Raw genomic sequence first — 22,445 nt, 5'->3', positions numbered from 1 at the left:
ATCAGCGAGGTATTTGCTGCGGCGTGAGGTTTGTCCCCGCTTCACTCTCAACAAGAACACGGACTTTTTCACATATCGGCGTGGGGATGCCATGTTGGGCGCCAAGGCGAATGATTTCTCCTTGAAGGCTGTCTATTTCGGTAGGTCGACCGTTCATCAGATCGTAGGCCATTGATGTACGCGCCGAAGGATCAATGGTTAGCATTCGTGCCGCGATCCGTCGAAACAACGGCGTTGGTAGGCGCAAGATATGCGGCGTCACCCAAGTGGGCAAAGGCGTCGTGGACGCTACCGAGTGACCCGCGACTTGTAAAACAGCAAGCCCCTCGGTCATTTGGTCGGCCATCAACCTTCGCCAATCGCGGTCCATTAACTGCTCCACCAGCGTCAGACCGGACAGAGCATTCAGCGCATTGTTGAGGTTTAGCAACAGCTTACCCCATTGCACGGCCGTAATATCATCCGTTTCTGTTATCGGCAGATCGTCACTGGTCAACACGCTCGACAGATCAGCAGCCCCGCCCTCAATGACGATATCGCCGGAAGTGGCGCGGTGAAATTGCGCGGGCCCGGTTGGGACCACATTGAAAGGAACCATTCCGGCACGTACGTCATGGCCGGTTAGCGTAGCCTGAAGAATACGCGCATTATCCACCCCATTCTGCCAAGAAAGCACCGGAGCAGACGCAGGCGTATGCTGAGCAATCAACGCGGCCATTTCAGCAGTTGCACTGGTCTTAACCGTTACGATGACAATTTCGGCTGCCGACAAACAGACTGGGTCTTCGGTCAGGTTCAACCCGGACACATGGCGTTGCAAACCAGAAAAGTCCGTTACCGTAAGTCCGTTTTCACGGATCGGATCAAGGATGCGCGCGCGCCCAAGCAAGGTCACATCGTGACCAGCATGCGCCAGTAACGCTCCGCAATAGCAGCCAATGCTCCCTGCTCCGGCAATAACGATTTTCAAACCCGTTCTCCCCTTTTTCAAAGGATCGCTGGGTTCTGCGATACAGGCAAGACCAAGTGACGTTTGGTCAGCGCGCAAGCCGGGGTCGCGTGCCTTCTAACTGCTCTGAGATCTCAATGTATTCCTGATCATCACCCGGTGGCAATTGGAACGCGCCATTGGCCCAGTCGGCAGCTTTCCACTCCTGCGTAGCGGCTTCGATTTTTCCTTTCGAAGACGAGACAAAATTCCACCAGATATAGCGATCCTCGTTCAGCGTTGCGCCGCCCAACAGCATCAACCGCGCACCTGTCGGACCGGCTTTCATGGACAAACGGTCACCAGGTCGAAACACCATCATGCGCCCGGCCTCGAACGTATCCCCAGCAATTTCGACCGAGCCTTGGGTGACGTATACACCACGATCCTCGTGCTCATCTGGCAAAGGAAATGAGGCCCCTGCTTCCAGCTGCACATCCAGATAGAATGTCTCGGACAGGATCGAGACAGGGCTGACCTCGCCGTATGCATTGCCAAGAATGAGGCGGGCACTAACGCCCTGATCCTGAAGATGCGGCAACGCGGCCTGTTTGTGATGCTCGAAATCGGGAGCCATATCTTCGTGCTTTTCGGGCAGCGCAATCCAGGTTTGTATCCCGAATAGACTGTGTTTCTTGCCCCGCGTTTCAGGGCTCGTCCGTTCGGAATGCGTGACACCTCGGCCCGCAACCATCCAGTTCACCTCTCCGGGGTAGATCATCTGATGGGTCCCAAGACTGTCGCGATGTTCGAACTCGCCCTGATACAGATAGGTTACTGTCCCCAACCCGATATGGGGATGAGGTCGGACATCGATACCGCCCTCAGTCAGGAATTCCGCAGGCCCCATCTGGTCAAAGAAAATGAATGGCCCGACCAGTTGGCGTTCGACCGATGGCAAGGCACGCCGCACTTCGAAGCCGCCCAGATCACGTGCGCGCGGGATAATCAGCGTCTCGAGCGATGTGCCATCAGATACACATTCGGGGCTGTGGGTGGGGTTCCAACTCATTCCTGCATCTCCTGTGGTTTGGGCTTTTTCGTTCGCATATGCAGGATAGAGGTCAAAATCACACGCTGAAACGTCTAAATTCGCACACTAGCCGTGCAGAATGGATGTAATGTTATCTCATACACCGTCTTGCGGCCAAAGTTTTGGGAAGAACCCGCCATCTATGCGATCGCCCTCATGATACCCGGCCGCTTCGAATTGTGCCCGCTCGCTTTTGGCCCAATCACCGCGGTAGCGGATCACTCCATCCGGTGCCGTCATTCGCAAAGTATAGCGTCGCACCGTTTCGGTGGGCGTGATCGACGACAAACCACCATGCAAGGTTCGCATGTCAAAAAAGATGCAGTCCCCCAACTCCAAATCCCATTGAAGCAGTTCAAAGGCGTCAGGGTCAGCGTTTACATCCGGCGGTGGATGATAGGTGCGGCCTGCAACCTGTGTAGGCTCATAACTGGGATGGCCGTCCGCAAATCGGACACGCATGAAGAGCTTGTCCCAAAGATGTGACCCTTTGACAAAGGCGATGCCGTTTTCCTTGCTTACCGGCTCAAGCGGCAACCAAAGCACACACATAGTGCCCTCGAAATCGAAATACGACAGATCCTGATGAAATGGCGGGCGCGATGTTGACCCCGCTTCGCGCATGAACCAGTTGTCCATCACCAGATTGATGGACGGCGCATTCAGCAGCTGTGCGGCCAGCTCAGCACAAGGCGAGTTATGCACGAACTGCTTGAACTGCGGGAATTTACTCCAGGCCCAGTAATCCTCGAAATAAGCGGGTGCATTCGGATCTGTGGTGTGTCGTGTGAAATTTTCGGTCGGGTTTGCAAGATCTGCGTCAATGCCCGCTCGCAGAAGATCAAGCCAGTCGTTAGAAAACTTTGACCGCAGCACCACGGCCCCGTTCTTTTGAAAGTCGGCGATTTCCTGGGGTGAGATTTCAGTGTTCGGCGTCATAGCTATGGGCCTTTCGGGCAAATCTGCACGTTTCGTCAGGATTGCAGCCGATACGCTTTGCGTCAAAGGAAATCACAATTGATGACGTGCCCTCGGAACTGGAAACAATCGTGCTATCTATGGAAGGGTAAGGGAAACCGACCGAGACACGAGGTTTACATGACCGCTCCTGCATTTACTCGCCGCACTCTTATTGCTGCCGGAGGGGCCGTAATGGCCTCGGGGCTGATGATACCCGCACGAGCCAGCGGTTTGGCGCCGACACCCTCGATGCGGGGCGGGTCCAACAACTATCGTCCCGGCGCACCTATTGTAGAACGGATCGGTGGCGGCGGGTTCTGGATGACGGGAACAGTCCGGCGCGCAGGCGACGGTGCCCCTTTGCCCGGCCAACGCATTCAAATCTGGGCGCACACGACTGAAGGTCATGAAAGAGACCCCCAGAGCCATGGCGCAACCCTGACTGACGCAAATGGTGAATTCCGGTTGGAAATGCCGCAAATCGTTCCTGCTTTTGGGCAGCCGCACGCTCATCTGGCCTACGACAGTGGTGATTTTGAAACCGTATTCTTGCGCCCGATCATGCCCAGCGCCAAAGACACGACATTGGCTGCACATTTCGTCCTGACGCCTGCCTGACCTGTGAGGTCTAAATTTGTGATCTGGGCGGCTTTGGTAATCGCCGTCGCAGTACCCATTGTGGCGGCGGCAAACAGCCCCTATCTGGCTTGGCGCAGTCCTATCTATATCATTGCCGGATTTGCCGGAATAATCGGACTGGCATTGCTTTTACTCCAACCCCTTCTGGCAGCGCGAGATTTGCCTGGGCTGTCGGTAATGGTAAGCCGCCAATGGCACAGATGGGTGGGGATTGGCTTGGCCTGTGCTATCGTGGTCCACGTGGCAGGGCTGTGGATCACCAGCCCGCCGGATGTCGTTGATGCCTTGTTGTTTGTATCCCCGACACCTTTTTCAGCTTGGGGCGTTACAGCAATGTGGGCTGCCTTTGCGGTCGCACTATTGGGTGTGTTCCGGCAACGTGTGAAGCTGAGGTTCCGTGTCTGGCGGTTGGCTCATACAGGCTTGGCCGCTGTCACCATTCTCGGCACCGTCGTGCACGCAATGCTGATAGAAGGCGCGATGGAAATCGCGACAAAAACAGTATTGTGCATTCTCGTATTATTGGTGAGCGCCCGCGCGCTCACCAAACTGCGTGTTTGGGATATAAGAAAACGTACTTAAACGCCCAGACACCAGCGCATGACGGCTTTTTGCGCATGCAAGCGGTTTTCGGCCTCGTCAAAGATCACCGAATTGGGGCCGTCCATCACCTCGGATGTCGCTTCTTCCTCGCGGTGGGCCGGAAGGCAGTGCATGAACAGCGCGTCCGGTTTCGCATGGGCCATCAGATCGGTGTTGACCTGATAGGGGCGCAAAAGGTTGTGCCGACGTTCCTTGGCAGACTGTGAATCGTGCATCGAAACCCACGTATCGGCGACCACAAGGTCAGCACCCTGGACGGCTTTGTACGGGTCACGCTCAACCACGATTTGCGAGCCCTTCTGGCGGGCAAAACCCATGAACTCTTCTTCGGGGTCGAACTGTGCTGGTCCGGTGAAGGTCAGGTCAAAACCGAATTGACCTGCAGCGTGCAGGAATGAAGCACAAACGTTGTTTCCGTCCCCGGTCCAGACGACCTTTTTGCCTGCGATGGGGCCGCGATGTTCCTCAAAGGTCAAGACGTCGGCCATGATTTGGCAGGGATGCGTGCGGTCGGTCAGGCCATTGATCACGGGCACGTCCGAGTATTCAGACATCTCGGTCAGGATCGTCTCATCAAACGTCCGGATCATGATCATGTCGACATACCGTGACAGCACACGGGCGGTATCGGCAATGGTCTCACCGTGGCCCAATTGCATATCTTTCCCGGACAGCACCATTGTCTGCCCGCCCATCTGACGCACACCCACATCAAAGGAAACGCGCGTCCGGGTCGAAGGTTTTTCAAAGATCAGTGCGACCATCCGATCTTTCAGCGGATGCTCGTCGTCCAGCGCGGCCTTGGGGCGCCCCAAGCGAGCCTGCTTCATGGCTCCGGCCTGATCAATCATATGCCGCAGTTCGCCCGCGTCGGTTTTGTGGATATCAAGGAAGTGTTTCATTTCATGTCACTTTTCGTCTCGGGCTCTATCAGGCAGAGGCCAGATTGCTTTCAACCTGTGCAGCCGCCTTTTCAAGGCGGATCACGGCCTGTGCAATATCGTCTTCAGTCAGGGTAAGCGGCGGCAGTAACCGGATCACGTTATCCGCAGCAGGTACCGTAATGACCTGATTGTCATAACCTGCGTTTACTACGTCTATGTTGGTCGGCTTGCATTTCAGACCCAGCATCAGGCCCATACCGCGCACTTCTTCGAAAACATCAGGATGATCTGCAATCAGCCCCTCTAATTTTTGACGCAGCATTCCCGCTTTGCGGTTCACACCCTCAAGAAAGGCGGGTGTCGCGACCTGATCAATCACGGCGCACCCTACAGCGCAGCCCAGTGGGTTGCCGCCATAGGTCGAACCATGCGTGCCCGCGGTCATTCCGCTGGCTGCATCCTCGGTTGCCAAAACTGCACCCAACGGAAAACCACCGCCAACTCCTTTTGCAACCATCATGATATCCGGGGTGACCCCGGCCCATTCATGCGCAAACAACTTGCCGGTCCGCCCAACGCCGCATTGAACCTCGTCAAGGATCAACAGCAGTCCATTGTCATCACAAATCTGGCGCAAAGCCTTAAGCTCGGCGTCAGGAACGGGGCGAATTCCGCCCTCGCCCTGTATCGGTTCGATCATAATCGCGGCCGTCTTGTCCGTGATGGCATTGGTGACGCCATCCAGATCACCAAAAGTCAGATGCACGAAACCGGGTAGCAATGGGCCAAAACCCTTGGTCATTTTTTCTGCACCGGCCGCCGCGATACCGGCTGACGACCGCCCATGGAAAGAGCCGTCAAAGGTGATGATCTCAACCCGTTCAGGCTGACCTTTGTCATAGAAATACTTGCGGGTCATCTTCACCGCCAGCTCGCAGGACTCGGTGCCCGAATTGGTGAAGAACACCGTATCAGCGAAGGTGTGTTCAACCAGCTTATCGGCCAAAGCCTGTTGCTGCGGGATATGGTACAGGTTCGAAACATGCCACAGCGCGTGCGCCTGTTCGGTCAATGCGTTGACCAATGCCGGATGCGCGTGCCCCAGCGCGTTCACCGCGATCCCGGCACCAAGGTCCAGAAAACGTCGGCCATCCGCCTCTGTCAGCCATGCGCCTTCACCCTTCACGAAAGTCAGGGGCGCGCGGTTATAGGTCGGCAGAACGGACGGGATCATTGGATCATCCTTTTCGATATGTTGAGCCCCGTGAGTGGTACACGAAGACCCTATTCGTCAACAGATTTGGTGGAGTTCACGCTGATTTACAGCGCACAAAGATCAAACGGGCCGGTTACGCAGCAATGCGTCGGCGTCGGAGTCGCAGGATATCAGCGCTTTTGATCATGTCGCGCCGTATAACGGGGATGTCCGTTTCTGGGAACCCCGAAATTCGTCGTACGTTTTATTTTGATACCTGAGCATTTGCCGCTTGCTATTAGACACGCTCTGGCGCACCGGTTGCACATGACATTCGCTCGTCACAATCCACCGCTCGCAGCCCTGCTAATCCTTGGGGCCAGCGCATTCATGGCAGGCACGACCCTGCTGGCCAAGGCATTGGGCACGGATGTTCTTGGTCCAGCGCTGCACCCGCTGCAGATCAGTCATGGGCGATTTCTATTCGCCTTTCTCGTGATCGTTTCGGCAGTTGGTGTCCTGCGCCCTCAACTCAGACGCCCGCACTGGGGGCTGCACATTGGGCGTACCAGCTTTGGCTGGTTGGGGATCACTCTGATGTTTGCGTCCGTCGCGTATATTCCAATCGCCGACGCAACTGCGATTTCCTTTCTGAACCCGGTTTTTGCAATGGTACTGGCGGTCCCCTTGCTGAAAGAGGGTGTAGGCCCGTGGCGCTGGCTGGCGGCGGGCGTTGCATTGGTTGGTGCGTTGATCCTGCTGCGCCCAACGCCCGACAGTTTTCAACCCGCAGCGCTGCTGGCCCTGACGGCAGCTGCCGTGATTGGGATGGAACTGATCTTCATAAAGAAACTGAGTGGCCGGGAAATTCCGCTTCAGATTTTGCTGATCAACAATGCCATGGGTTTGACGATCGCGTCTGTCGCTGTGAGTTTTGTGTTTCGCATGCCAACACTCGAGCAATGGGCCGCGCTTGCGGGCATCGGCGTTTTGATGGCCTGCGCACAGGCTTGTTTCGTCAACGGAATGGCACGCGCGGATGCGTCTTTTGTGGCGCCCATCAGCTACGCCACATTGGTATTCGCGGCCTTCTACGACTTTGTCGTGTTTCGCGTCGCGCCCGACCAGATCAGCATGATCGGATCTGCCATCATTCTGACCAGCGGGTTGATCCTCGTCTGGCGCGAGGCGCGCGCGCGTCACGCCTTGAGCCGATAGCCTGTTCGCAACATCTGCCACGTCGCAGCACCGACCAGCAACGTCGCCACGCCACACACGGCCATTCCCAACCAAGGAGAGCTGTCAGACACACCGATCATACCATAGCGCAGGCCGTCGATCAGATAGAACACCGGATTAACGTGGCTCAACCGGTTCAAAATCGGGGGTAAAGCCTGAACCGAATAAAAAGTCCCGGACAGAAAAGCCAAAGGCGTAACGATGAAATTGGTAATCGCCGCCATCTGGTCGAATTTGTTGGCAAAAATCCCGGCAAGCAAGCCCAGTGCCCCCATGAATGCCCCGCCAAGTATGACGAATATCAGCGCCACCAACGGGTTTTGAGGCACGACGCCAACCACCAAAGCCAACGCGATGGCCACAACGACGGCGATCAGAACGCCGCGCGCGATCCCTCCGGCCAAGTAGCCAAGCAGAATCTCCAGCGGCGATAGGGGCGGCATCAACGTGTCGACGATATTGCCCTGTACCTTTGCAATCACCATCGAGGACGAGGTGTTTGCAAATGCGTTCTGGATCACCGTCATCATCATGATTCCGGGTGCCAGAAAGGTCAGAAAGGGTACGCCCATCACGTCCGAACGACTGGGTCCGATCGCAATGTTGAAAATCAGCAGGAACAAACCCGCCGTGACCAGCGGGGCCAACAAGGTTTGGGTCCACACCCCCATAAAGCGCTGCGTTTCGCGTTGTGCCAGCGTGTAAAGGCCCATCCAATTGACCGCACCAAAGCGGCGAGTGTCTTGATCGATAAGATTCTGCATGATGTGCCCATACCTGATTCGAAGACCGCTTGTAACTCGGCTCGCAGTGATTAGAATAGGGCGCTGAGATGATTTCCCAAGGCGGCCCGAATCCGGGGCCGCTTTCCGCTTTTGAAAGGCAAATGATGTCCTGGACTGACGAGCGTGTAGAGCTGCTGAAAAAGATGTGGGGCGAGGGCCAGTCGGCCAGCCAGATCGCCAAGGAACTGGGCGGCGTGACACGCAACGCTGTGATCGGCAAGGTCCACCGTCTGGGTCTGTCGAACCGCGCAACCGGCGCAACACCGGCCAAGGCCGAACCCAAGGAAAAACCGGCCCCCGCACCCAAGGCCGAAGCCAAGCCGAAGCCCGCGCCTAAAACGGAACCGGCGCGTCCGACACCTGCCCCGACGGCCGAGGTCAAACCTGCAATTCCCGCCCGCCGGCAGATCATCCCGGCTGGTCAGCCCCTGCCGCCACAGCCTTCGGCCAATGAAATCAGCCCCGAGGCGCTGGCCAAGGTCAACGAGGTCGAGAAGAAGGCCAAAAAGCTGACGCTGATGGAGTTGACTGAGAAAACCTGCAAATGGCCGGTCGGCGACCCTGCGACAGAAGATTTCTGGTTCTGCGGCCTGCCGGTTGAAGCTGGCAAACCCTACTGCGAAGCGCATGTGGGCGTCGCGTTCCAACCCATGAGCTCACGCCGCGACCGGCGGCGGTGATTGGAAACGTCAGAACCTAAATCAGCATCACAGAGCATGAAAAGGGTGCAAGCGGTTCACCACACTTCTTAATGGAAGCGTTGCATAGTCAAAAACGACGCAAGGCGTAACGAGCTCTGACAAAGAACACACCCTCGCCAAAAGCTGCGAGGGTGTTTCAGCTCCGGCCGTTGGATGTGCGGACTTTGCGGTCATTTGGAACAAACCTTCAAATGGCTGCAGTGTTTGACGAAACGAGACGGGCTATGCGATCTAGGACACTATCAGATACGCAATAAGTGCGACCAATCCAATCGAGCCAGCCCAACCTAAAAGCGAATAAAAGAACTTAAGGCCATCAAGCTGTAGCATCACATAGTCTCCCAATCGCATGTTTCGCTTATGCTTCCAACGATCAAAAATCGGAGGAAAAGCCGCCGCAAGACCGTGAGCCAGCCCGGTAGGGAGTACGAGTGACATCACTACGACACCAAATACACTTGCGGATACTCCTGAGACGGTCCAAGTTTTGTCGAGAGCCTGAGAAACAACACCCAAAGTGATTGCGGAGGCAAAAACAGACACCAACATCATCAAGAATGCACCTAATCGCTGCATGGGTGTTTCAGGTGATCCCCACGCCCAAAGACACAGAACCTTTTCGAACATTGAGTTTGGTAAACCTCATACTGCATCCTAGCCAACTCGTCCTAGCAGCCATTCGCTCTGTTCGCAGCATTTGTTGCGAAGGGCTCATTACTGACATTTAGGTGTCGATGACCTTGGAGTCGCTAGCCCATGACCAACCTCACTGCGCCGGATGCGACGGTAAATCCGGCATCGGCACCCAACCCGGCAGGTCATCAGGTGAGACCGAGACATGCAGTCTCTCGGACCTGTCGCGACCCACTTTGCGGTGTTTGCGTAGCAAGAAAATCTTACCCCAGCCGCGCCACGTGCCAACCGACGGGCCGGTGGTCGCCGTGGGAAAGCGGTCGCGCCAGCCTTCGGGCAAAGGCAAGCCATGCAATTCGGCCTTATCCAGCATCCAAATGAGAGAGATGTTGCTGAGCGGGCGCGCCTCTTCATAGCCGTTCAACTGGCCACCCACATCGCCATGGGTGCCGCGGAACCAGACCTGCTCGACATGGCCTTTGAAACCGGGGGTACATTTCCATAACACTGGCTCGAACACTTCGCGGGTCTCGTCCAGTGCCATGGCGTGGTATCCGTGGCGCGTTGCGGGGCCAAGCTGGTGGTTGTGGAATGCGTGGCGTTCCTCGGCCCAGCGCCACAGAAGCGGTAGGCGCAGACCCAGCGCTTTGACTGTATCCCAGACACCGACCATTTCAATCGCGACATCCTCGTGGCAGTAGGCCTGCCGGAACTCGGCCGCTGCCTTGCCGTTCGCGTTGCATTCATAGTGGCGATAGGCCTGCTGAATGTTGCGCTCCGTTGCATGCTCGGCCTTGATAAGACCGATCATGTCGATCACACCGGCAAGGCTGCGGACCCCGTAGGCCCCACGCGAATATCCAATAAAGAAAATGCGATCGCCGGGTTTGTAGCGCGAGGCGAGATAGCCGTAAGCGCGCCTGATCTGACGGTTGATCCCCCGCCCCATCATCACGTCGAGCGAGGATTTCCAGCTTTCCCACTGGACCCCGGCCTCATAAAAGACGGAAACCTTACTACCCATTTCACAGCACAAGCGGAATGTCTGACCGGCGTGGGTTTCGCGGCCTGGCTCTAGCGTAGACATGGTTCCGTCAAGGATAATGACGTGGCTGATAGGTTCACGATGGCGCGTCTCACCCGAGTGCTCGGAACGAAGAGGCCGTCCGAGCCATCCCAGTACCTTTCTACTCAGCCGCGACAGAACCATGTGTCAGCAATTCCCATACTTTAAGGGGTGTGAACGGCATATCCGCCTGCCGCACCCCGTGATCCCAGAGCGCGTCCTGAACCGCATTTGCGACAGCGGCCAGTGCGCCCACGGTGCCTGCCTCGCCACATCCTTTCATCCCCATCGGGTTGGACGTTGACGGAACCGGCGCCGAGGTAAACTTAATCATGGGTATCCCGGCAGCACGGGGCAAGGCATAGTCCATCAACGAAGCCGTGAGCAGTTGCCCCTGCGCATCATGCACAACATGCTCGGTCAGCGCTTGTCCGATCCCCTGCACCACACCGCCATGCACCTGCCCTTCGGCCAGCATCGGGTTGATAAGGTTACCAAAATCATCCACGACTGTATAGCGGTCGACCCAAGTTTCGCCGGTGTAAGAATCTATAACGATTTCGGCAACATGCGCGCCATTGGGATAGCTGCGTGCATCGAGGTTCGCCCGCGCGTAGTGCTGCAGCAGGTCGGTGCGACCATCGGCACGGGCCATGTCTGCGGCCTCGGTCAAGGTCGGGGTCACGTTCGATCCGGGCGCGCGGAAGGTTTCATGGTCAAATCGAACCTCGTCTTCATCGACACCCACCTTGTCCGCCAGATAAGGCGTGAATGCGGCTATCATGACATCTATCGTCGCCAGAGTTGCCGTGCTTTGCACTGTCACCGATCGGGACCCACCGGTGCCCCCACCGTGAGGCAACTGATCCGTGTCGCCCTGCAAAACGTTTATGCGATCAACCGGGATCCCCGTCTGGTCTGATAGGAATTGAGCATAGACCGTCTCGTGCCCCTGCCCATTTGACTGCGTGCCGACGTAAAGGTTAACGGTGCCGTCCTCGCAGAACTCAATTTTGGCGTTCTCGGATGGGTCCCCCAGAATGCTCTCGACGTAATAACACAACCCCTGTCCCCGGATCAGACCACGTTCTGCATCCGCCGCTTTTCGGGCGGCAAAGCCCAGCGTTTGCTCTGCGGCACGCGACAGGATCATGTCGAAATCGCCCACATCATAGGTCTCACCTGTGGCGGTTTTGTACGGGAACGCATCGGGTTTGATGAAATTCCTTCGGCGCAGTTCCCACGGATCAATGCCCAATTCGCGTGCGGCCCTGTCCATCACCCGCTCGAGAACATAGATCGCCTCGGGGCGACCCGCCCCGCGATAGGCGTCAACCTGTGTGGTATTGGTAAAAAAGCCTTCGACCCGCAGATAGGTGGTTTGAACATCGTAAACACCCATCAGGACCTTGCTGAACAGGCTTGTCTGGATCGCCTGCCCAAAATGGCTGCTATAGGCCCCAAGGTTAACCTTGCTGTGCACCCTGTAGGCCGTGATCTTGTGGTTCTCGTCAAAGGCCAATTCCGCAAGTGAGGTCAGGTCACGACCATGATGATCCGACAACATTGCCTCGGACCGATCCGACATCCAGTGAACGGTCCGACCCAGCGTCATGGCCGCAACCGAAACACAGAAATACTCGGGATAAGGCATGACTTTCATGCCAAACCCACCGCCGACATCCGGTGTCGTGACGCGGATCGCCTCGGGGTCCAGCTTTAGCTTTTGCGCAAGCTGCGCACGCATGGCCCAAACGCCCTGACCGCCATAGGAAAAGTGCAAACGATCGTTTTCCCATGACGCCCGACAGCCTCTTGGCTCGATCGACGTGATAATCACCCGGTTGTCGACGACGTTCAAAGACACTGTTTTGGACGCTGTTCGGAATGCTTCTTCAGTTGCAGCCTCATCCCCCAGACCCCAGTCAAAGGCGCGGTTGTCGGGGGCCTCGGGGTGCAAAGTCTCACCGCCTGCCGCGACATTCAGTTTGGCTGGAAGCTCGTCAATCTCTGCCCAGACCAATTCTGCGGCATCGCGAGCGTGTTCTGGCGTCTCGGCAACCACAACGGCAATCGGCTCACCAACAAAACGGACATGATTTGCCGCCAGCATGGGCCTTTGCGTCTGAATGACATCCGATCCATCGCGGTTGGGCACGGTTGCCGCATTCATTACCGTGTCGATCCCAGCCGATTTCAAGTCATCCAAAGCCAGAACCAAATGCACCCCATCGGCAGCCCGCGCGGCATCAAGATCCAGCGCAGTTATCCTGCCATGCGCAACCTGACTGCGAACGAAAACGGCATGCAGGGCCCCTTCGGGCACGGCGTCATCCATGTACTGCCCCTGTCCGGTCAGAAATCGCCGATCTTCGGTCCGTGTCACGGACTGGCTTTTGCCGAATTTTTCCATGGATGATCCTCTGGCTGCGTCAAAGGCGACATTAGGGTGCACAGGTTCGTTGTCCAGAGCGTCCGCAAACCCTTCCACTTCGCGCCGCGTTTCGTTATTGCAGGCGCTGACCAAGCATTGATGACGCAGGACGCACCCCATGGCGATGGAAAAGACATTCAACGCGGCCGAGGCCGAGGCCCGCATCTATGAGGCCTGGGAACAGGCCGGAGCCTTCAAGGCAGGCGCGAACCGCTCGCGCGACGAAAGCTTTACCATCATGATCCCACCACCCAATGTGACAGGTGCTTTGCACGTGGGCCACGCCTTCAACAACACGCTGCAGGACATCCTGATCCGTTGGCACCGGATGCGCGGGTTCGACACGCTGTGGCAGCCCGGTCAGGACCACGCGGGCATCGCCACGCAGATGCAGGTGGAAAAGATGCTGGCCAACACCCAGCAACCAGGGCGCCGTGAACTGGGGCGCGAGGCATTTCTGGACAAGGTCTGGGAATGGAAAGGCGAATATGGCGGCACCATCATTGAACAGCTGAAGCGACTGGGCTCTAGCTGCGACTGGTCGCGCAACGCCTTCACCATGGCGGGCGCACCACGTGACCCGCGCACCGGCCACGAAAATTCTGCGAATTTTCACGACGCGGTGATCAAGGTTTTCGTCGATATGTACGAAAAGGGCCTGATCTATCGCGGCAAACGTCTGGTCAACTGGGACCCGCATTTCGAGACTGCGATCTCGGATTTGGAAGTCGAGAATATCGAGACGCCCGGCCACATGTGGCACTTCAAATACCCGCTGGCCGGGGGCGAGACCTACACCTATGTCGAAAAGGACGAGGACGGGAATATCGTGCTTGAGGAAGAGCGCGACTATATCTCGATCGCGACGACCCGCCCCGAAACCATGCTGGGTGATGGCGCGGTTGCGGTTCATCCTTCGGATGAGCGTTATGCGCCAATCGTTGGGAAACTCTGCGAAATCCCAGTTGGCCCGAAAGAGCACCGGCGTCAAATCCCGATCATCGCCGATGACTATCCCGATCCCGATTTCGGCTCGGGCGCGGTGAAGATCACCGGTGCGCATGACTTCAACGACAACATGGTCGCCAAGCGCGGCGGCATTCCGATGTACCGCCTGATGGACACCAAAGGTGCGATGCGGGCCGATGGCGCGCCTTATGCCGAAGCTGCTGAACTAGCGCAGAAAATCGCACGAGGCAAAGACTTCACTGAGACCGAAATAGATGCGATCAACCTAATCCCTGATCACCTGCGCGGGCTTGACCGGTTTGAGGCACGGGCGAAGGTTGTCGAAGAAATTACCGCCGACGGTCTGGCCGTGATAACCCGCGCGGATGACCCGCGTCTGGGCACCAAGTTGGGCGAGGATGACGATCCGGCGGCGCTGGTCCCGCTGGTAGAGAGCAAACCGATCATGCAGCCCTTCGGCGACCGCTCGAAAGTGGTGATCGAGCCGATGTTCACCGACCAGTGGTTCGTAGATGCCGAAAAGGTCGTCGGCCCTGCGCTGGATGCGGTCAAGGACGGTACGGTCAAGATCATCCCCGAGTCTGGCGAGAAGACCTATTACCACTGGCTGGAAAACATCGAGCCCTGGTGCATCTCGCGCCAGCTGTGGTGGGGGCATCAGATTCCGGTTTGGACGGCGATGGTTCCCACACGAGACGGCCAAGTTGGAACTTGGAGAGTTGGGGTCGGAGGCAATATCCCTTTGGAGAAAGCCCAAAAATTCCTCCGAGATAATAGGTTTGACGAAGAAGCGCTTGGTGGTCGTCTCACGCAAGGTGGGATTCTTACGATGGAATTCTGCGCCGCTTCTGTAGAAGAAGCTAAAGAGCAAATCGCACAAGTCTGGCTCGAACGTAAGGGCATAAAGCCAGAAAAACTTGTTGAAATTGAAGGTGATCCTGGTCGGTGGCCACTCGAAGGTGAAAGCTACGAGGAAGACGGTTACTTCAAAATTCCAATGTGGCGCGACCCCGACGTCCTCGACACATGGTTCTCCTCCGGCCTCTGGCCCATCGGCACGCTGGGCTGGCCCGAACAGACCGAGGAACTGGAACGCTACTTCCCCACCGACGTTCTGATCACCGGCGCGGATATCCTGTTCTTCTGGGTTGCCCGGATGATGATGATGCAACTGGCCGTGGTGAATGAAATCCCGTTCCGCACCGTCTACCTGCACTCGCTCGTCCGCGACGAGAAGGGCAAGAAGATGTCCAAGACCACCGGCAACGTCATCGACCCGCTGGAGATCGTTGACGAATTCGGCGCCGACGCGCTGCGATTCACCAACGCCTCGATGGCGGCCATTGGTGGCGTGTTGAAACTGTCGCGCGACCGCATCACCGGTTACCGCAATTTCGGCACCAAACTGTGGAACGCCGTGCGCTTTGCTGAGATGAACGAGGTCTTCACCGATGCCGTCCCGCAACTGAACGTGGCCGACCTGAAACCCAAGGCCGCCGTGAACCGCTGGATCATCGGCGAGACCGCCCGCGTGCGGGAAGAAGTCGACGCGGCACTGGAAAGCTATCGGTTCAACGATGCGGCCAACGGGCTCTATGCCTTTGTCTGGGGCAAGGTCTGCGACTGGTATGTCGAACTGTCTAAACCTCTGCTGCAGGGCGACGACGTCGAGGCACAGGCCGAGACTCGCACCACCATGCGCTGGGTTCTGGATCAGTGCATGGTCCTGCTGCACCCCATCATGCCGTTCATCACCGAGGAACTCTGGGGTCTGACCGGTGACCGCGCCAAAATGGTCGTCCACGCCAACTGGCCGACCTACGGCACCGAACTGGTCGATGCGGATGCGGATCGTGAGATGAACTGGGTGATCTCGGTCATCGAAAACACCCGCTCGGCCCGCGCGCAGATGCGGGTTCCGGCTGGCCTCTATGTGCCAATGCTGGTGACTGAGATCGACGCCCACGGCCAAGCCGCATGGGACCGTAACGAGGCGCTGATCAAGCGTTTGGCCCGGATCGACAGCCTGACCAAAGCGGATGAGCTACCAAAAGGCACGATCTCAATCGCCGCCCCCGGCGCGTCGTTCGGCCTACCGCTGGCTGATATCATCGATATCGGAGCGGAAAAGGAACGGCTGGAGAAAGCCAAAGGCAAACTGGCCAAAGAACTCGGCGGTCTGCGCGGACGTCTGAACAACCCAAAATTCGTGGCATCGGCCCCGGAAGAAGTGGTTGAGGAAGCCAAAGCCAACCTCGCCGCCCGCGAAGAAGAAGAGGCGAAACTGAACGAAGCCCTCGCCCGTCTGGCCGAGATCGCCTGATCATTTTGCAGAACACACCCAGACCCCGCCGCGCACTGCCCGGCGGGGTTTTTCTTGGCTCTATCGACCTTTACACTTTTCACACGGGTTGGCGATTGCTAGCACTTGCCAATGGCATCGGCTGACCTGACATCGCGCTATTTTCCCCCATTGCAGACCATCTCAACCGGATTGGTGGTCGCCATTGTCGGTTTTTTCAGTTCATTCCCCATCGTCTTACAAGGTTTGGCCGCGATGGGAGCGTCTTCGACCCAAGCGGCCTCGGGCCTTATGAGTGCGGCGATTGCAATGGGGCTTACAGCTATCGTCCTCAGCCTGCGTTACAAGATGCCGATCAGTGTGGCATGGTCCACGCCCGGAGCGGCGCTTTTGGCCGTTTCCGCCACGCCGGTCGAAGGGTTTTCCGGTGCGGTCGGCGCGTTCCTTTGCGCCGGGGCTCTGACTGTTCTTGCAGGGTTGTGGAGACCGCTCGGGCGTCTGGCGGCGGCGATACCGACGACATTGGCGCAGGCGATGTTGGCAGGCGTGTTGTTACCGCTTTGCCTTGTACCATTCAAAGCAGCAGTTGAAATCCCGTGGCAGGCCCTGCCGGTGATTCTGACTTGGTTTGTTGCCGGGCGTGTCAACCGCCTGTTCGCCGTACCTGCCGCTGTGGTCGTGGCAGCCGTTGTCGTGTGGCTGAACGCAGAAGATACCCTGATCCCCGCCGGCCTAATCGCGGCTCCGGCGTGGACTATGCCGACCTTCTCGGTCGCGTCAGCCGTTGGGATCGGCGTGCCGTTGTTCATAGTCACGATGGCCACCCAAAACATCCCCGGGGTCGCCGTGATGCGCAGCTTTGGCTATGCGCCCGCCCCCGGCAAACTTTTCTCGGCCGTCGGCGGTGCAAGTTTGCTTTCCGCACCGTTCGGAGCGCCCGCAACTTGTCTGGCTGCTATCACGGCTGCAATGTGCGCAAATCAGGACAGCCATCCCGATCCATCACAGCGTTATTGGTCTGCGATCATGGGGGGCGTGTTTTACTGCCTGTTCGGCGTCTTTGCTGTGGCGATCACCGGCTTTGCCGCCCACGCCGATCCGCTTTTGATGGGAACTTTGGCCGGTGTCGCGCTGATCGGCGTGATGGCAAATTCGATGCATGCGGCATTGGATGTACCGGCCGAGCGCGAGGCAGCGGTTCTGACGCTGGCCATTACGGCATCTGGCATCACGGTCTTTGGACTGGGTGCCGCTGTTTGGGGCCTGCTGGCCGGTGGCATCGCGTATCTGGTAACGAATAGAATGCGTTGATCCCTTTCGTCCAACGGCCATTCCCGTTACGGTACAGCCATGTTCGGCTCGCTTGGAAGACTTGTGGAACGCCAGATCAAAAAGGCACAAGCCGAAGGCCAGCTGGAAGGTCTTGCGGGCGAAGGTGCGCCCCTGCCCGACCGTTCCTCAGAAGCGCAAGGCGACCCGGCCATTGCTGCAGGTCATCGGATCATGGCGCAAGCCGGTGTGCTGCCCGAAGAGTTCAACATCAAGAAAGAGCTGGACGCTGCGCGGCAAGCCTATGCGCAGCTGACTGATCCTAACGAAAGAAAAGCCGCCATGACGCGCATTGCCGACCTGGAAATGCGGTACAACATGAGCCGTGATGCGCGGCGGGCCTTCATGCGGTGATTACTTGAACTCGGGCTTACGTCCCTGCATCTGCGCCATCACCACCTCCATCTGGTCCGGCTTGCCGATCAGTTCGACCTGTTCGGAGGACTCGGCCAAAAGAACTTCGGCGCGACCTTGGGTTTCCGCAACCTCGATCAGCCGTTTTGCGGCACGAATGGCCGACGGGCTTTGACCCGCAATGTTCTCGGCCAAGGCGATAGCTTCGGTCAAAGGGTCATCTGACAGTTTGGTCACAAGCCCCCACTCTGCGGCCTGCGTGGCCCCCACTGGGCGGGCCGTATAGGTCAACAGCCGCAGAACGTCGGAGCGCACAAGGTTCGGCAGTAATACCATCCCACCCATGTCCGGGATGATGCCCCATTTCATCTCCATCACGGCAAGCTTGGCTTCGGGATGCGCAACGCGGATATCTGCGCCTAGCGCTATTTGCAGCCCTCCGCCATAGGCGACGCCTTGGATCGCACAAATGACCGGCATGGGCAGACGCCGCCAGATCAAAGCTAATTCCTGCATCTCATTCGCGTCTTCGTGGCTACGCTCCATCAACCATTCCCGCGGATCAACATGCGCCATCTTGGCAAAGCTGGCCATGTCCAACCCGGCACAGAAACTTTTACCCTCACCTGACAAAACCACGGCTCGGGCATCCGACGCGGCAACCTCCTGCCCTGCGTTCAGGATTGCCTTGATCATCGCATCATCCAGCGCGTTCATCTTGTCGCCACGGGTCAAGGTGACATGGGCAACATGATCATTGTACTCAACGGAAACGCGTGACATCCAAAGGCTCCTAACGGCTGGTTTTGGCAACCATGCCCGGACGGGCCGGGAAGTTCCAGATCAACGTTGGGGCAGGTCAGAGACCGGCATCCTGCCAAACCACGGCGAATCCAGTGTCATAACGTAGAAATCATCGCCGACAACTTTACCACCGGTGGTAATACCCAGACGCCCGTCAGGGTCCTGCAGATTTCTGAGAATCTGGCCGTCACCGTCGAACTGAATCATCATCCCCCGATGAATCGGAGCGGGTCGAACGGCCGGGCCCAATCGCCAGATAACTTTGCGCAAAAACGGATATGGCATCAGAAACTCGGTCGGGACGCGAGGGCTGGCAAAGGCCAACCAATAGGTCCCATCGCCTTGCGCTTCGATGTTGTCTGGGTAACCGGGCAAGTTTTCCATCAGGACTTCTCGGGTTCCTGCTTTGGGACCGGTCAGCCAAAGTTTATGAACCCGCGCCCGCCCGGTTTCCGCGATCAGCAGGAAATCTTCGTCCGGCGATAGCGCGACACCGTTCGTATACACAAACCCTTCGGTCACTTTCTGCGTCGTGCCATCCGGATCGCGACGGGCGACATAGCCGGTATCCGATTGCTCCCATATTGTTTGCACCGAGGTGGGCTTGGTCCCTCCCATCGTTTCGGAATCAAAGCGGTCAGTGGAGTTTGAGAAATACACCGTACCGTCCTGCGCAACATCCAGTTGGTTGGCATAGATAACAGGCGCACCGTCAATATCCGTTACCAAAGCTTCCAAACTGCCCGGACCCGTCCAGCGCATGAGACCGCGATAACTGTCTGCAACATAAAGCGCCCCGTCCGGACCGGCCTTCAGGCCAAGCGGACGCCCACCAAGGTCATCGACCTTTAAGGGTTCGTCGCCGTCAATTCGGTACAGCGCACCGGACAATGTCGTCGTATAAACCGCACCGTCGGGCAGAACGGCAATATCCTCAGGCCCTTCTTCCCCATCCGGCAAACGGATCAACGCGAGCTGGTCCAGCGCGTTATTGGCTGCAAAATCACCAGTGAAATCTGGCGCTGTTGGTGGGTTCCACTTAACAGGCTCTACCTCAACCGGCCAAAAAACCAGATAGGCAACGCCAACAAAGATCAGGCCGAGTAGGATACGCATTGACAGTCCTTCCTGTAATGTCTCGCAGGGTGCTGGGTTGCCGCAAGGAACGCAAGCTTGCCTGAGAGATGACCTTGCGTTTATCTGCCCATATGACCGAACCTCGCTACACCCCGCTTGCACTGTCTCTGCCTGCCACTGTGCCCTTTGTCGGCCCTGAAACGCAGGAACGCCAACGCGGAGCGCCGTTTGTGGCAAGGCTAGGCGCAAACGAAAGTGTTTTCGGCCCGTCGCCTAGTGCAATCAAGGCAATGTCTGACGTCGACATCTGGAAATATGGTGATCCGGAAAACTACGACTTACGCCAAGCATTGGCGGAATATCATCAGATCAGCGCAGACAATATCGTTGTGGGTGAAGGCATTGACGGGTTGCTGGGATATCTCGTCCGGTTGCTGGTGGGTGCAGGAGATTGCGTCGTTACCTCGGACGGCGCCTATCCAACTTTCAACTACCACGTCGCCGGGTTCGGCGGAACGCTGCACAAGGTGCCCTATCGGGACGATCATGAAGACCCTGCCGCTTTGTTCACCAAGGCCTCGGAAGTGGGTGCCAAACTGGTCTATCTCGCCAATCCGGACAATCCGATGGGAACATGGCACAAAGGCGCGGACATCGTTGCCGCGTTGAAAGACTTGCCGGACGGTTGCGTACTGGTTCTGGATGAGGCCTACGTCGAATGCGCGCCCGAAGGAACGGCAGCCCCGATATCGGCGGATGATCCACGTGTCATTCGAATGCGCACGTTCTCAAAGGTCTACGGCATGGCCGGTGCGCGTGTTGGGTATGCAATCGGCGCGCCTGGCCTGATTTCGGCATTCAACAAGGTTCGCAACCATTTTGGAATGAACCGCGCGGCGCAGGCCGGAGCATTGGCCGCTTTGCACGATGACGCATGGTTGGCCCATGTGCAGGACAAGATTGTCGTTGCCCGCGACCGTATCGGCCAGATCGCGCGGGAAAACGGGTTGGAGCCGCTGCCCTCTGCCACCAACTTCGTTGCGATCGATTGTGGCCAGAACGGTGTATTCGCCAAAGCTGTTCTGGATGCCTTGGTCGCGCGGGGAATTTTTGTACGAATGCCATTCGCCGCGCCCCAAAACCGTTGTATTCGGATCAGTTGTGGCGACGACGCAGACTTGGATGCCTTTGCCGCAGCTTTGCCAAAGGCGCTGGCCGACGCCCGAACATAACTGACGTTTGAGGGTTGGTTAGGCGGCTAAAGCAGCGGCCGCCGCATCCAACGCCCCTTTGCCCCGCGGGATGTCCAATGCGGCAAAAGCCGTCTCCATGCCACCCAGCATCGCCATAATCATCTGCCCATTTACATAGCCCATATGGCCAAGACGGAAACAGCCGTCCCAATCCTCCATCCCCAACCCGATACCGAGCGTCAATCCAAGTTGGTTTTCAGTGTACTTACGCAGCGGCGTGCCGCGCCCTTCGGTCAAGCGCAATGCAGTAACGGCATGGCTACGATATGCACGGTCCGCGACGTTGAGGTTTAGCGCGCCGCCCTCGGCCCATGTTTCACAGGCAGCCCATATGGCTTGGGCTATGCGTTCGTGGCGGGCCCAAACATGTTCGATACCCTCAGCATGGATCAGGTCAAGCGCTGCCCGTAGGCCATAAAGATGGTGCGTTGGCGCCGTTCCGTTGAAATGCTGATAGAACAGATCCGGGTTTGCGCGCGGCTGCCAGTCCCAGTATTGCGAGACCCGCGGCATGGTCGCCCTTTTCGCCTGAGCCTTCTCGTTAAAGTAAACAAAACCCATACCAGCAGGGGTCATAAGGCCCTTTTGGCAGGCGGTCACCGTCACATCGACCCCCCATGCGTCCATCTCGAACCGATCGCACCCGAGCGAGGCGATACAATCCGCCATCAGCAAGGCGGGGTGGTTCAAATCGTCGAGCAGAGCGCGCAGCGCCGGAATGTCGTTGCGGATCGAAGTCGACGTGTCGACATGGACAGCAAGCACCGCCTTGATTTCATGCTGCACATCCGCACGCAGCGCATCTGCAATCCGGTCGAAATCCCAGGGTGACGCCTGACCGAAATCTATGATCTGAGCCTTTGCCCCAATCCCCTCGGCCATCTCAGCCCAGCCATGCGTAAACCGACCCGATGCGGGCGCAAGAACGGTTTCACCCGGAGCAATGACGTTGGACAGCGCGGCCTCCCATGTGCCGTGACCGTTGGCGATATAGATCGCGACGTTATGGTCAGTGCATGCCACGCGACGCAGGTCTTGCAACAGGGCGGGCATCATCTCGACCAGTTCGCCCTCGTAAATATTGGGCGAAGGGCGATGCATCGCCTGCAACACGGCGTCGGGCATCACCGAAGGGCCAGGAATGGCCAAGTACTCGCGCCCATGCGCGAGAGAGATTTGGTTTGTCATGAGGGCAAC

At 57.6% G+C, this 22,445-nt stretch carries 20 protein-coding genes; 8 read left to right on the top strand and 12 right to left on the bottom strand.

Annotated elements, in window-relative coordinates:
- Position 1 precedes the first annotated feature (1 nt).
- From ACR0BD_RS04155 to ACR0BD_RS04145, 3 genes are all read right to left on the bottom strand, one after another.
- Positions 2 to 970: a 2-dehydropantoate 2-reductase gene (locus ACR0BD_RS04155; protein WP_480829053.1), complete on the bottom strand. Its 969-nt coding sequence runs from the start codon at positions 968 to 970 to the stop codon at positions 2 to 4.
- Positions 971 to 1,037: 67 nt separating this feature from the next.
- A complete protein-coding gene (locus tag ACR0BD_RS04150; RefSeq protein WP_480829052.1) occupies positions 1,038 to 2,000 on the bottom strand; it encodes a pirin family protein in 963 nt (320 codons plus the stop codon).
- Between the two features lie 117 nt (positions 2,001 to 2,117).
- Positions 2,118 to 2,960 carry a phytanoyl-CoA dioxygenase family protein gene (locus tag ACR0BD_RS04145; RefSeq protein ID WP_480829051.1) on the bottom strand — a complete coding sequence of 281 codons (843 nt, stop codon included), beginning with the start codon at positions 2,958 to 2,960 and terminating at the stop codon, positions 2,118 to 2,120.
- A 159-nt stretch (positions 2,961 to 3,119) separates the two neighbouring features.
- Here ACR0BD_RS04145 and ACR0BD_RS04140 point away from each other — a divergent pair, with 159 nt between their 5' ends.
- Complete coding sequence (locus tag ACR0BD_RS04140; protein ID WP_480829050.1) at positions 3,120 to 3,599, top strand: twin-arginine translocation pathway signal; 480 nt, start codon at positions 3,120 to 3,122, stop codon at positions 3,597 to 3,599.
- Positions 3,600 to 3,602: 3 nt separating this feature from the next.
- Positions 3,603 to 4,202, top strand: a complete 600-nt coding sequence (locus tag ACR0BD_RS04135) for a ferric reductase-like transmembrane domain-containing protein (RefSeq protein ID WP_480829049.1) — start codon at positions 3,603 to 3,605, stop codon at positions 4,200 to 4,202.
- Here ACR0BD_RS04135 and argF read toward each other — a convergent pair.
- Positions 4,199 to 5,125: an ornithine carbamoyltransferase gene (gene argF, locus ACR0BD_RS04130; protein WP_480829047.1), complete on the bottom strand. Its 927-nt coding sequence runs from the start codon at positions 5,123 to 5,125 to the stop codon at positions 4,199 to 4,201. The genes ACR0BD_RS04135 and argF overlap by 4 nt on opposite strands.
- Positions 5,126 to 5,153: 28 nt before the next feature.
- A complete protein-coding gene (locus ACR0BD_RS04125) occupies positions 5,154 to 6,341 on the bottom strand; it encodes an acetylornithine transaminase (RefSeq protein ID WP_480829046.1) in 1,188 nt (395 codons plus the stop codon).
- A gap of 288 nt (positions 6,342 to 6,629) precedes the next feature.
- Here ACR0BD_RS04125 and ACR0BD_RS04120 point away from each other — a divergent pair, with 288 nt between their 5' ends.
- Positions 6,630 to 7,520: a DMT family transporter gene (locus ACR0BD_RS04120; RefSeq protein ID WP_480829045.1), complete on the top strand. Its 891-nt coding sequence runs from the start codon at positions 6,630 to 6,632 to the stop codon at positions 7,518 to 7,520.
- On the opposite strand, the gene ACR0BD_RS04115 is transcribed toward ACR0BD_RS04120, so the two are convergent.
- Positions 7,502 to 8,305, bottom strand: coding sequence for an ABC transporter permease (locus ACR0BD_RS04115; RefSeq protein WP_480829043.1), 804 nt, complete (start codon positions 8,303 to 8,305; stop codon positions 7,502 to 7,504). The two genes, ACR0BD_RS04120 and ACR0BD_RS04115, sit on opposite strands and share 19 nt — an antisense overlap.
- Positions 8,306 to 8,430: 125 nt before the next feature.
- Here ACR0BD_RS04115 and ACR0BD_RS04110 point away from each other — a divergent pair, with 125 nt between their 5' ends.
- Positions 8,431 to 9,006, top strand: coding sequence for a GcrA family cell cycle regulator (locus ACR0BD_RS04110; protein ID WP_480694992.1), 576 nt, complete (start codon positions 8,431 to 8,433; stop codon positions 9,004 to 9,006).
- A 252-nt stretch (positions 9,007 to 9,258) separates the two neighbouring features.
- On the opposite strand, the gene ACR0BD_RS04105 is transcribed toward ACR0BD_RS04110, so the two are convergent.
- The 3 genes from ACR0BD_RS04105 to ACR0BD_RS04095 all read right to left on the bottom strand — a co-directional run bounded on the left by ACR0BD_RS04105 (position 9,259) and on the right by ACR0BD_RS04095 (position 13,139).
- Positions 9,259 to 9,654 carry a hypothetical protein gene (locus ACR0BD_RS04105; protein WP_480829042.1) on the bottom strand — a complete coding sequence of 132 codons (396 nt, stop codon included), beginning with the start codon at positions 9,652 to 9,654 and terminating at the stop codon, positions 9,259 to 9,261.
- A gap of 139 nt (positions 9,655 to 9,793) precedes the next feature.
- A complete protein-coding gene (locus tag ACR0BD_RS04100; RefSeq protein ID WP_480829041.1) occupies positions 9,794 to 10,870 on the bottom strand; it encodes a DUF2235 domain-containing protein in 1,077 nt (358 codons plus the stop codon).
- Positions 10,848 to 13,139, bottom strand: a complete 2,292-nt coding sequence (locus ACR0BD_RS04095; protein ID WP_480829399.1) for a xanthine dehydrogenase family protein molybdopterin-binding subunit — start codon at positions 13,137 to 13,139, stop codon at positions 10,848 to 10,850. The genes ACR0BD_RS04100 and ACR0BD_RS04095 overlap by 23 nt, the downstream gene beginning before the upstream one ends.
- Before the next feature lie 139 nt (positions 13,140 to 13,278).
- Here ACR0BD_RS04095 and ACR0BD_RS04090 point away from each other — a divergent pair, with 139 nt between their 5' ends.
- From ACR0BD_RS04090 to ACR0BD_RS04080, 3 genes are all read left to right on the top strand, one after another.
- Positions 13,279 to 16,452 (top strand): valine--tRNA ligase, encoded by a 3,174-nt coding sequence (locus tag ACR0BD_RS04090; RefSeq protein ID WP_480829040.1) that lies wholly within the window; start codon positions 13,279 to 13,281, stop codon positions 16,450 to 16,452.
- A 111-nt stretch (positions 16,453 to 16,563) separates the two neighbouring features.
- The gene (locus ACR0BD_RS04085; RefSeq protein ID WP_480829038.1) at positions 16,564 to 17,742 is read left to right on the top strand and encodes a benzoate/H(+) symporter BenE family transporter; all 1,179 of its coding nucleotides are present in this window, start codon (positions 16,564 to 16,566) and stop codon (positions 17,740 to 17,742) included.
- A 39-nt stretch (positions 17,743 to 17,781) separates the two neighbouring features.
- Complete coding sequence (locus ACR0BD_RS04080) at positions 17,782 to 18,114, top strand: DnaJ family domain-containing protein (RefSeq protein ID WP_480829035.1); 333 nt, start codon at positions 17,782 to 17,784, stop codon at positions 18,112 to 18,114.
- Here the strand turns inward: ACR0BD_RS04080 and ACR0BD_RS04075 are convergent, their stop codons facing one another.
- Both ACR0BD_RS04075 and ACR0BD_RS04070 read right to left on the bottom strand, forming a co-directional pair.
- Entirely contained in the window at positions 18,115 to 18,897 is a 783-nt protein-coding gene (locus ACR0BD_RS04075) for a crotonase/enoyl-CoA hydratase family protein (RefSeq protein WP_480829033.1), read from the bottom strand.
- Positions 18,898 to 18,957: 60 nt separating this feature from the next.
- Complete coding sequence (locus ACR0BD_RS04070) at positions 18,958 to 20,034, bottom strand: SMP-30/gluconolactonase/LRE family protein (protein ID WP_480829031.1); 1,077 nt, start codon at positions 20,032 to 20,034, stop codon at positions 18,958 to 18,960.
- A gap of 92 nt (positions 20,035 to 20,126) precedes the next feature.
- On the opposite strand from ACR0BD_RS04070, the gene ACR0BD_RS04065 reads away from it, so the two are divergent.
- Positions 20,127 to 21,227: a pyridoxal phosphate-dependent aminotransferase gene (locus tag ACR0BD_RS04065; RefSeq protein ID WP_480829029.1), complete on the top strand. Its 1,101-nt coding sequence runs from the start codon at positions 20,127 to 20,129 to the stop codon at positions 21,225 to 21,227.
- A gap of 18 nt (positions 21,228 to 21,245) precedes the next feature.
- Here the strand turns inward: ACR0BD_RS04065 and ACR0BD_RS04060 are convergent, their stop codons facing one another.
- Positions 21,246 to 22,436 carry a pyridoxal-phosphate-dependent aminotransferase family protein gene (locus ACR0BD_RS04060; protein WP_480829027.1) on the bottom strand — a complete coding sequence of 397 codons (1,191 nt, stop codon included), beginning with the start codon at positions 22,434 to 22,436 and terminating at the stop codon, positions 21,246 to 21,248.
- Positions 22,437 to 22,445: the final 9 nt, after the last annotated feature.

The sequence above is a fragment of the Ruegeria sp. G5 genome, from assembly GCF_056533365.1.
This window is presented reverse-complemented; position numbering and strand designations above follow the sequence as displayed.

Bases quoted from the DNA above. Each gene is read 5' to 3' on its own strand.
- ACR0BD_RS04120 (WP_480829045.1), top strand. From the start codon at position 6,630: ATGACATTCGCTCGTCACAATCCACCGCTCGCAGCCCTGCTAATCCTT.
- ACR0BD_RS04070 (WP_480829031.1), bottom strand. From the start codon at position 20,034: ATGCGTATCCTACTCGGCCTGATCTTTGTTGGCGTTGCCTATCTGGTT.
- ACR0BD_RS04095 (WP_480829399.1), bottom strand. From the start codon at position 13,139: ATGGAAAAATTCGGCAAAAGCCAGTCCGTGACACGGACCGAAGATCGG.
- ACR0BD_RS04060 (WP_480829027.1), bottom strand. From the start codon at position 22,436: ATGACAAACCAAATCTCTCTCGCGCATGGGCGCGAGTACTTGGCCATT.
- ACR0BD_RS04090 (WP_480829040.1), top strand. From the start codon at position 13,279: ATGGCGATGGAAAAGACATTCAACGCGGCCGAGGCCGAGGCCCGCATC.
- ACR0BD_RS04115 (WP_480829043.1), bottom strand. From the start codon at position 8,305: ATGCAGAATCTTATCGATCAAGACACTCGCCGCTTTGGTGCGGTCAAT.
- ACR0BD_RS04110 (WP_480694992.1), top strand. From the start codon at position 8,431: ATGTCCTGGACTGACGAGCGTGTAGAGCTGCTGAAAAAGATGTGGGGC.
- argF (WP_480829047.1), bottom strand. From the start codon at position 5,125: ATGAAACACTTCCTTGATATCCACAAAACCGACGCGGGCGAACTGCGG.
- ACR0BD_RS04065 (WP_480829029.1), top strand. From the start codon at position 20,127: ATGACCGAACCTCGCTACACCCCGCTTGCACTGTCTCTGCCTGCCACT.
- ACR0BD_RS04125 (WP_480829046.1), bottom strand. From the start codon at position 6,341: ATGATCCCGTCCGTTCTGCCGACCTATAACCGCGCGCCCCTGACTTTC.
- ACR0BD_RS04105 (WP_480829042.1), bottom strand. From the start codon at position 9,654: ATGTTCGAAAAGGTTCTGTGTCTTTGGGCGTGGGGATCACCTGAAACA.
- ACR0BD_RS04085 (WP_480829038.1), top strand. From the start codon at position 16,564: ATGGCATCGGCTGACCTGACATCGCGCTATTTTCCCCCATTGCAGACC.
- ACR0BD_RS04150 (WP_480829052.1), bottom strand. From the start codon at position 2,000: ATGAGTTGGAACCCCACCCACAGCCCCGAATGTGTATCTGATGGCACA.
- ACR0BD_RS04100 (WP_480829041.1), bottom strand. From the start codon at position 10,870: ATGGTTCTGTCGCGGCTGAGTAGAAAGGTACTGGGATGGCTCGGACGG.
- ACR0BD_RS04145 (WP_480829051.1), bottom strand. From the start codon at position 2,960: ATGACGCCGAACACTGAAATCTCACCCCAGGAAATCGCCGACTTTCAA.
- ACR0BD_RS04080 (WP_480829035.1), top strand. From the start codon at position 17,782: ATGTTCGGCTCGCTTGGAAGACTTGTGGAACGCCAGATCAAAAAGGCA.
- ACR0BD_RS04140 (WP_480829050.1), top strand. From the start codon at position 3,120: ATGACCGCTCCTGCATTTACTCGCCGCACTCTTATTGCTGCCGGAGGG.
- ACR0BD_RS04075 (WP_480829033.1), bottom strand. From the start codon at position 18,897: ATGTCACGCGTTTCCGTTGAGTACAATGATCATGTTGCCCATGTCACC.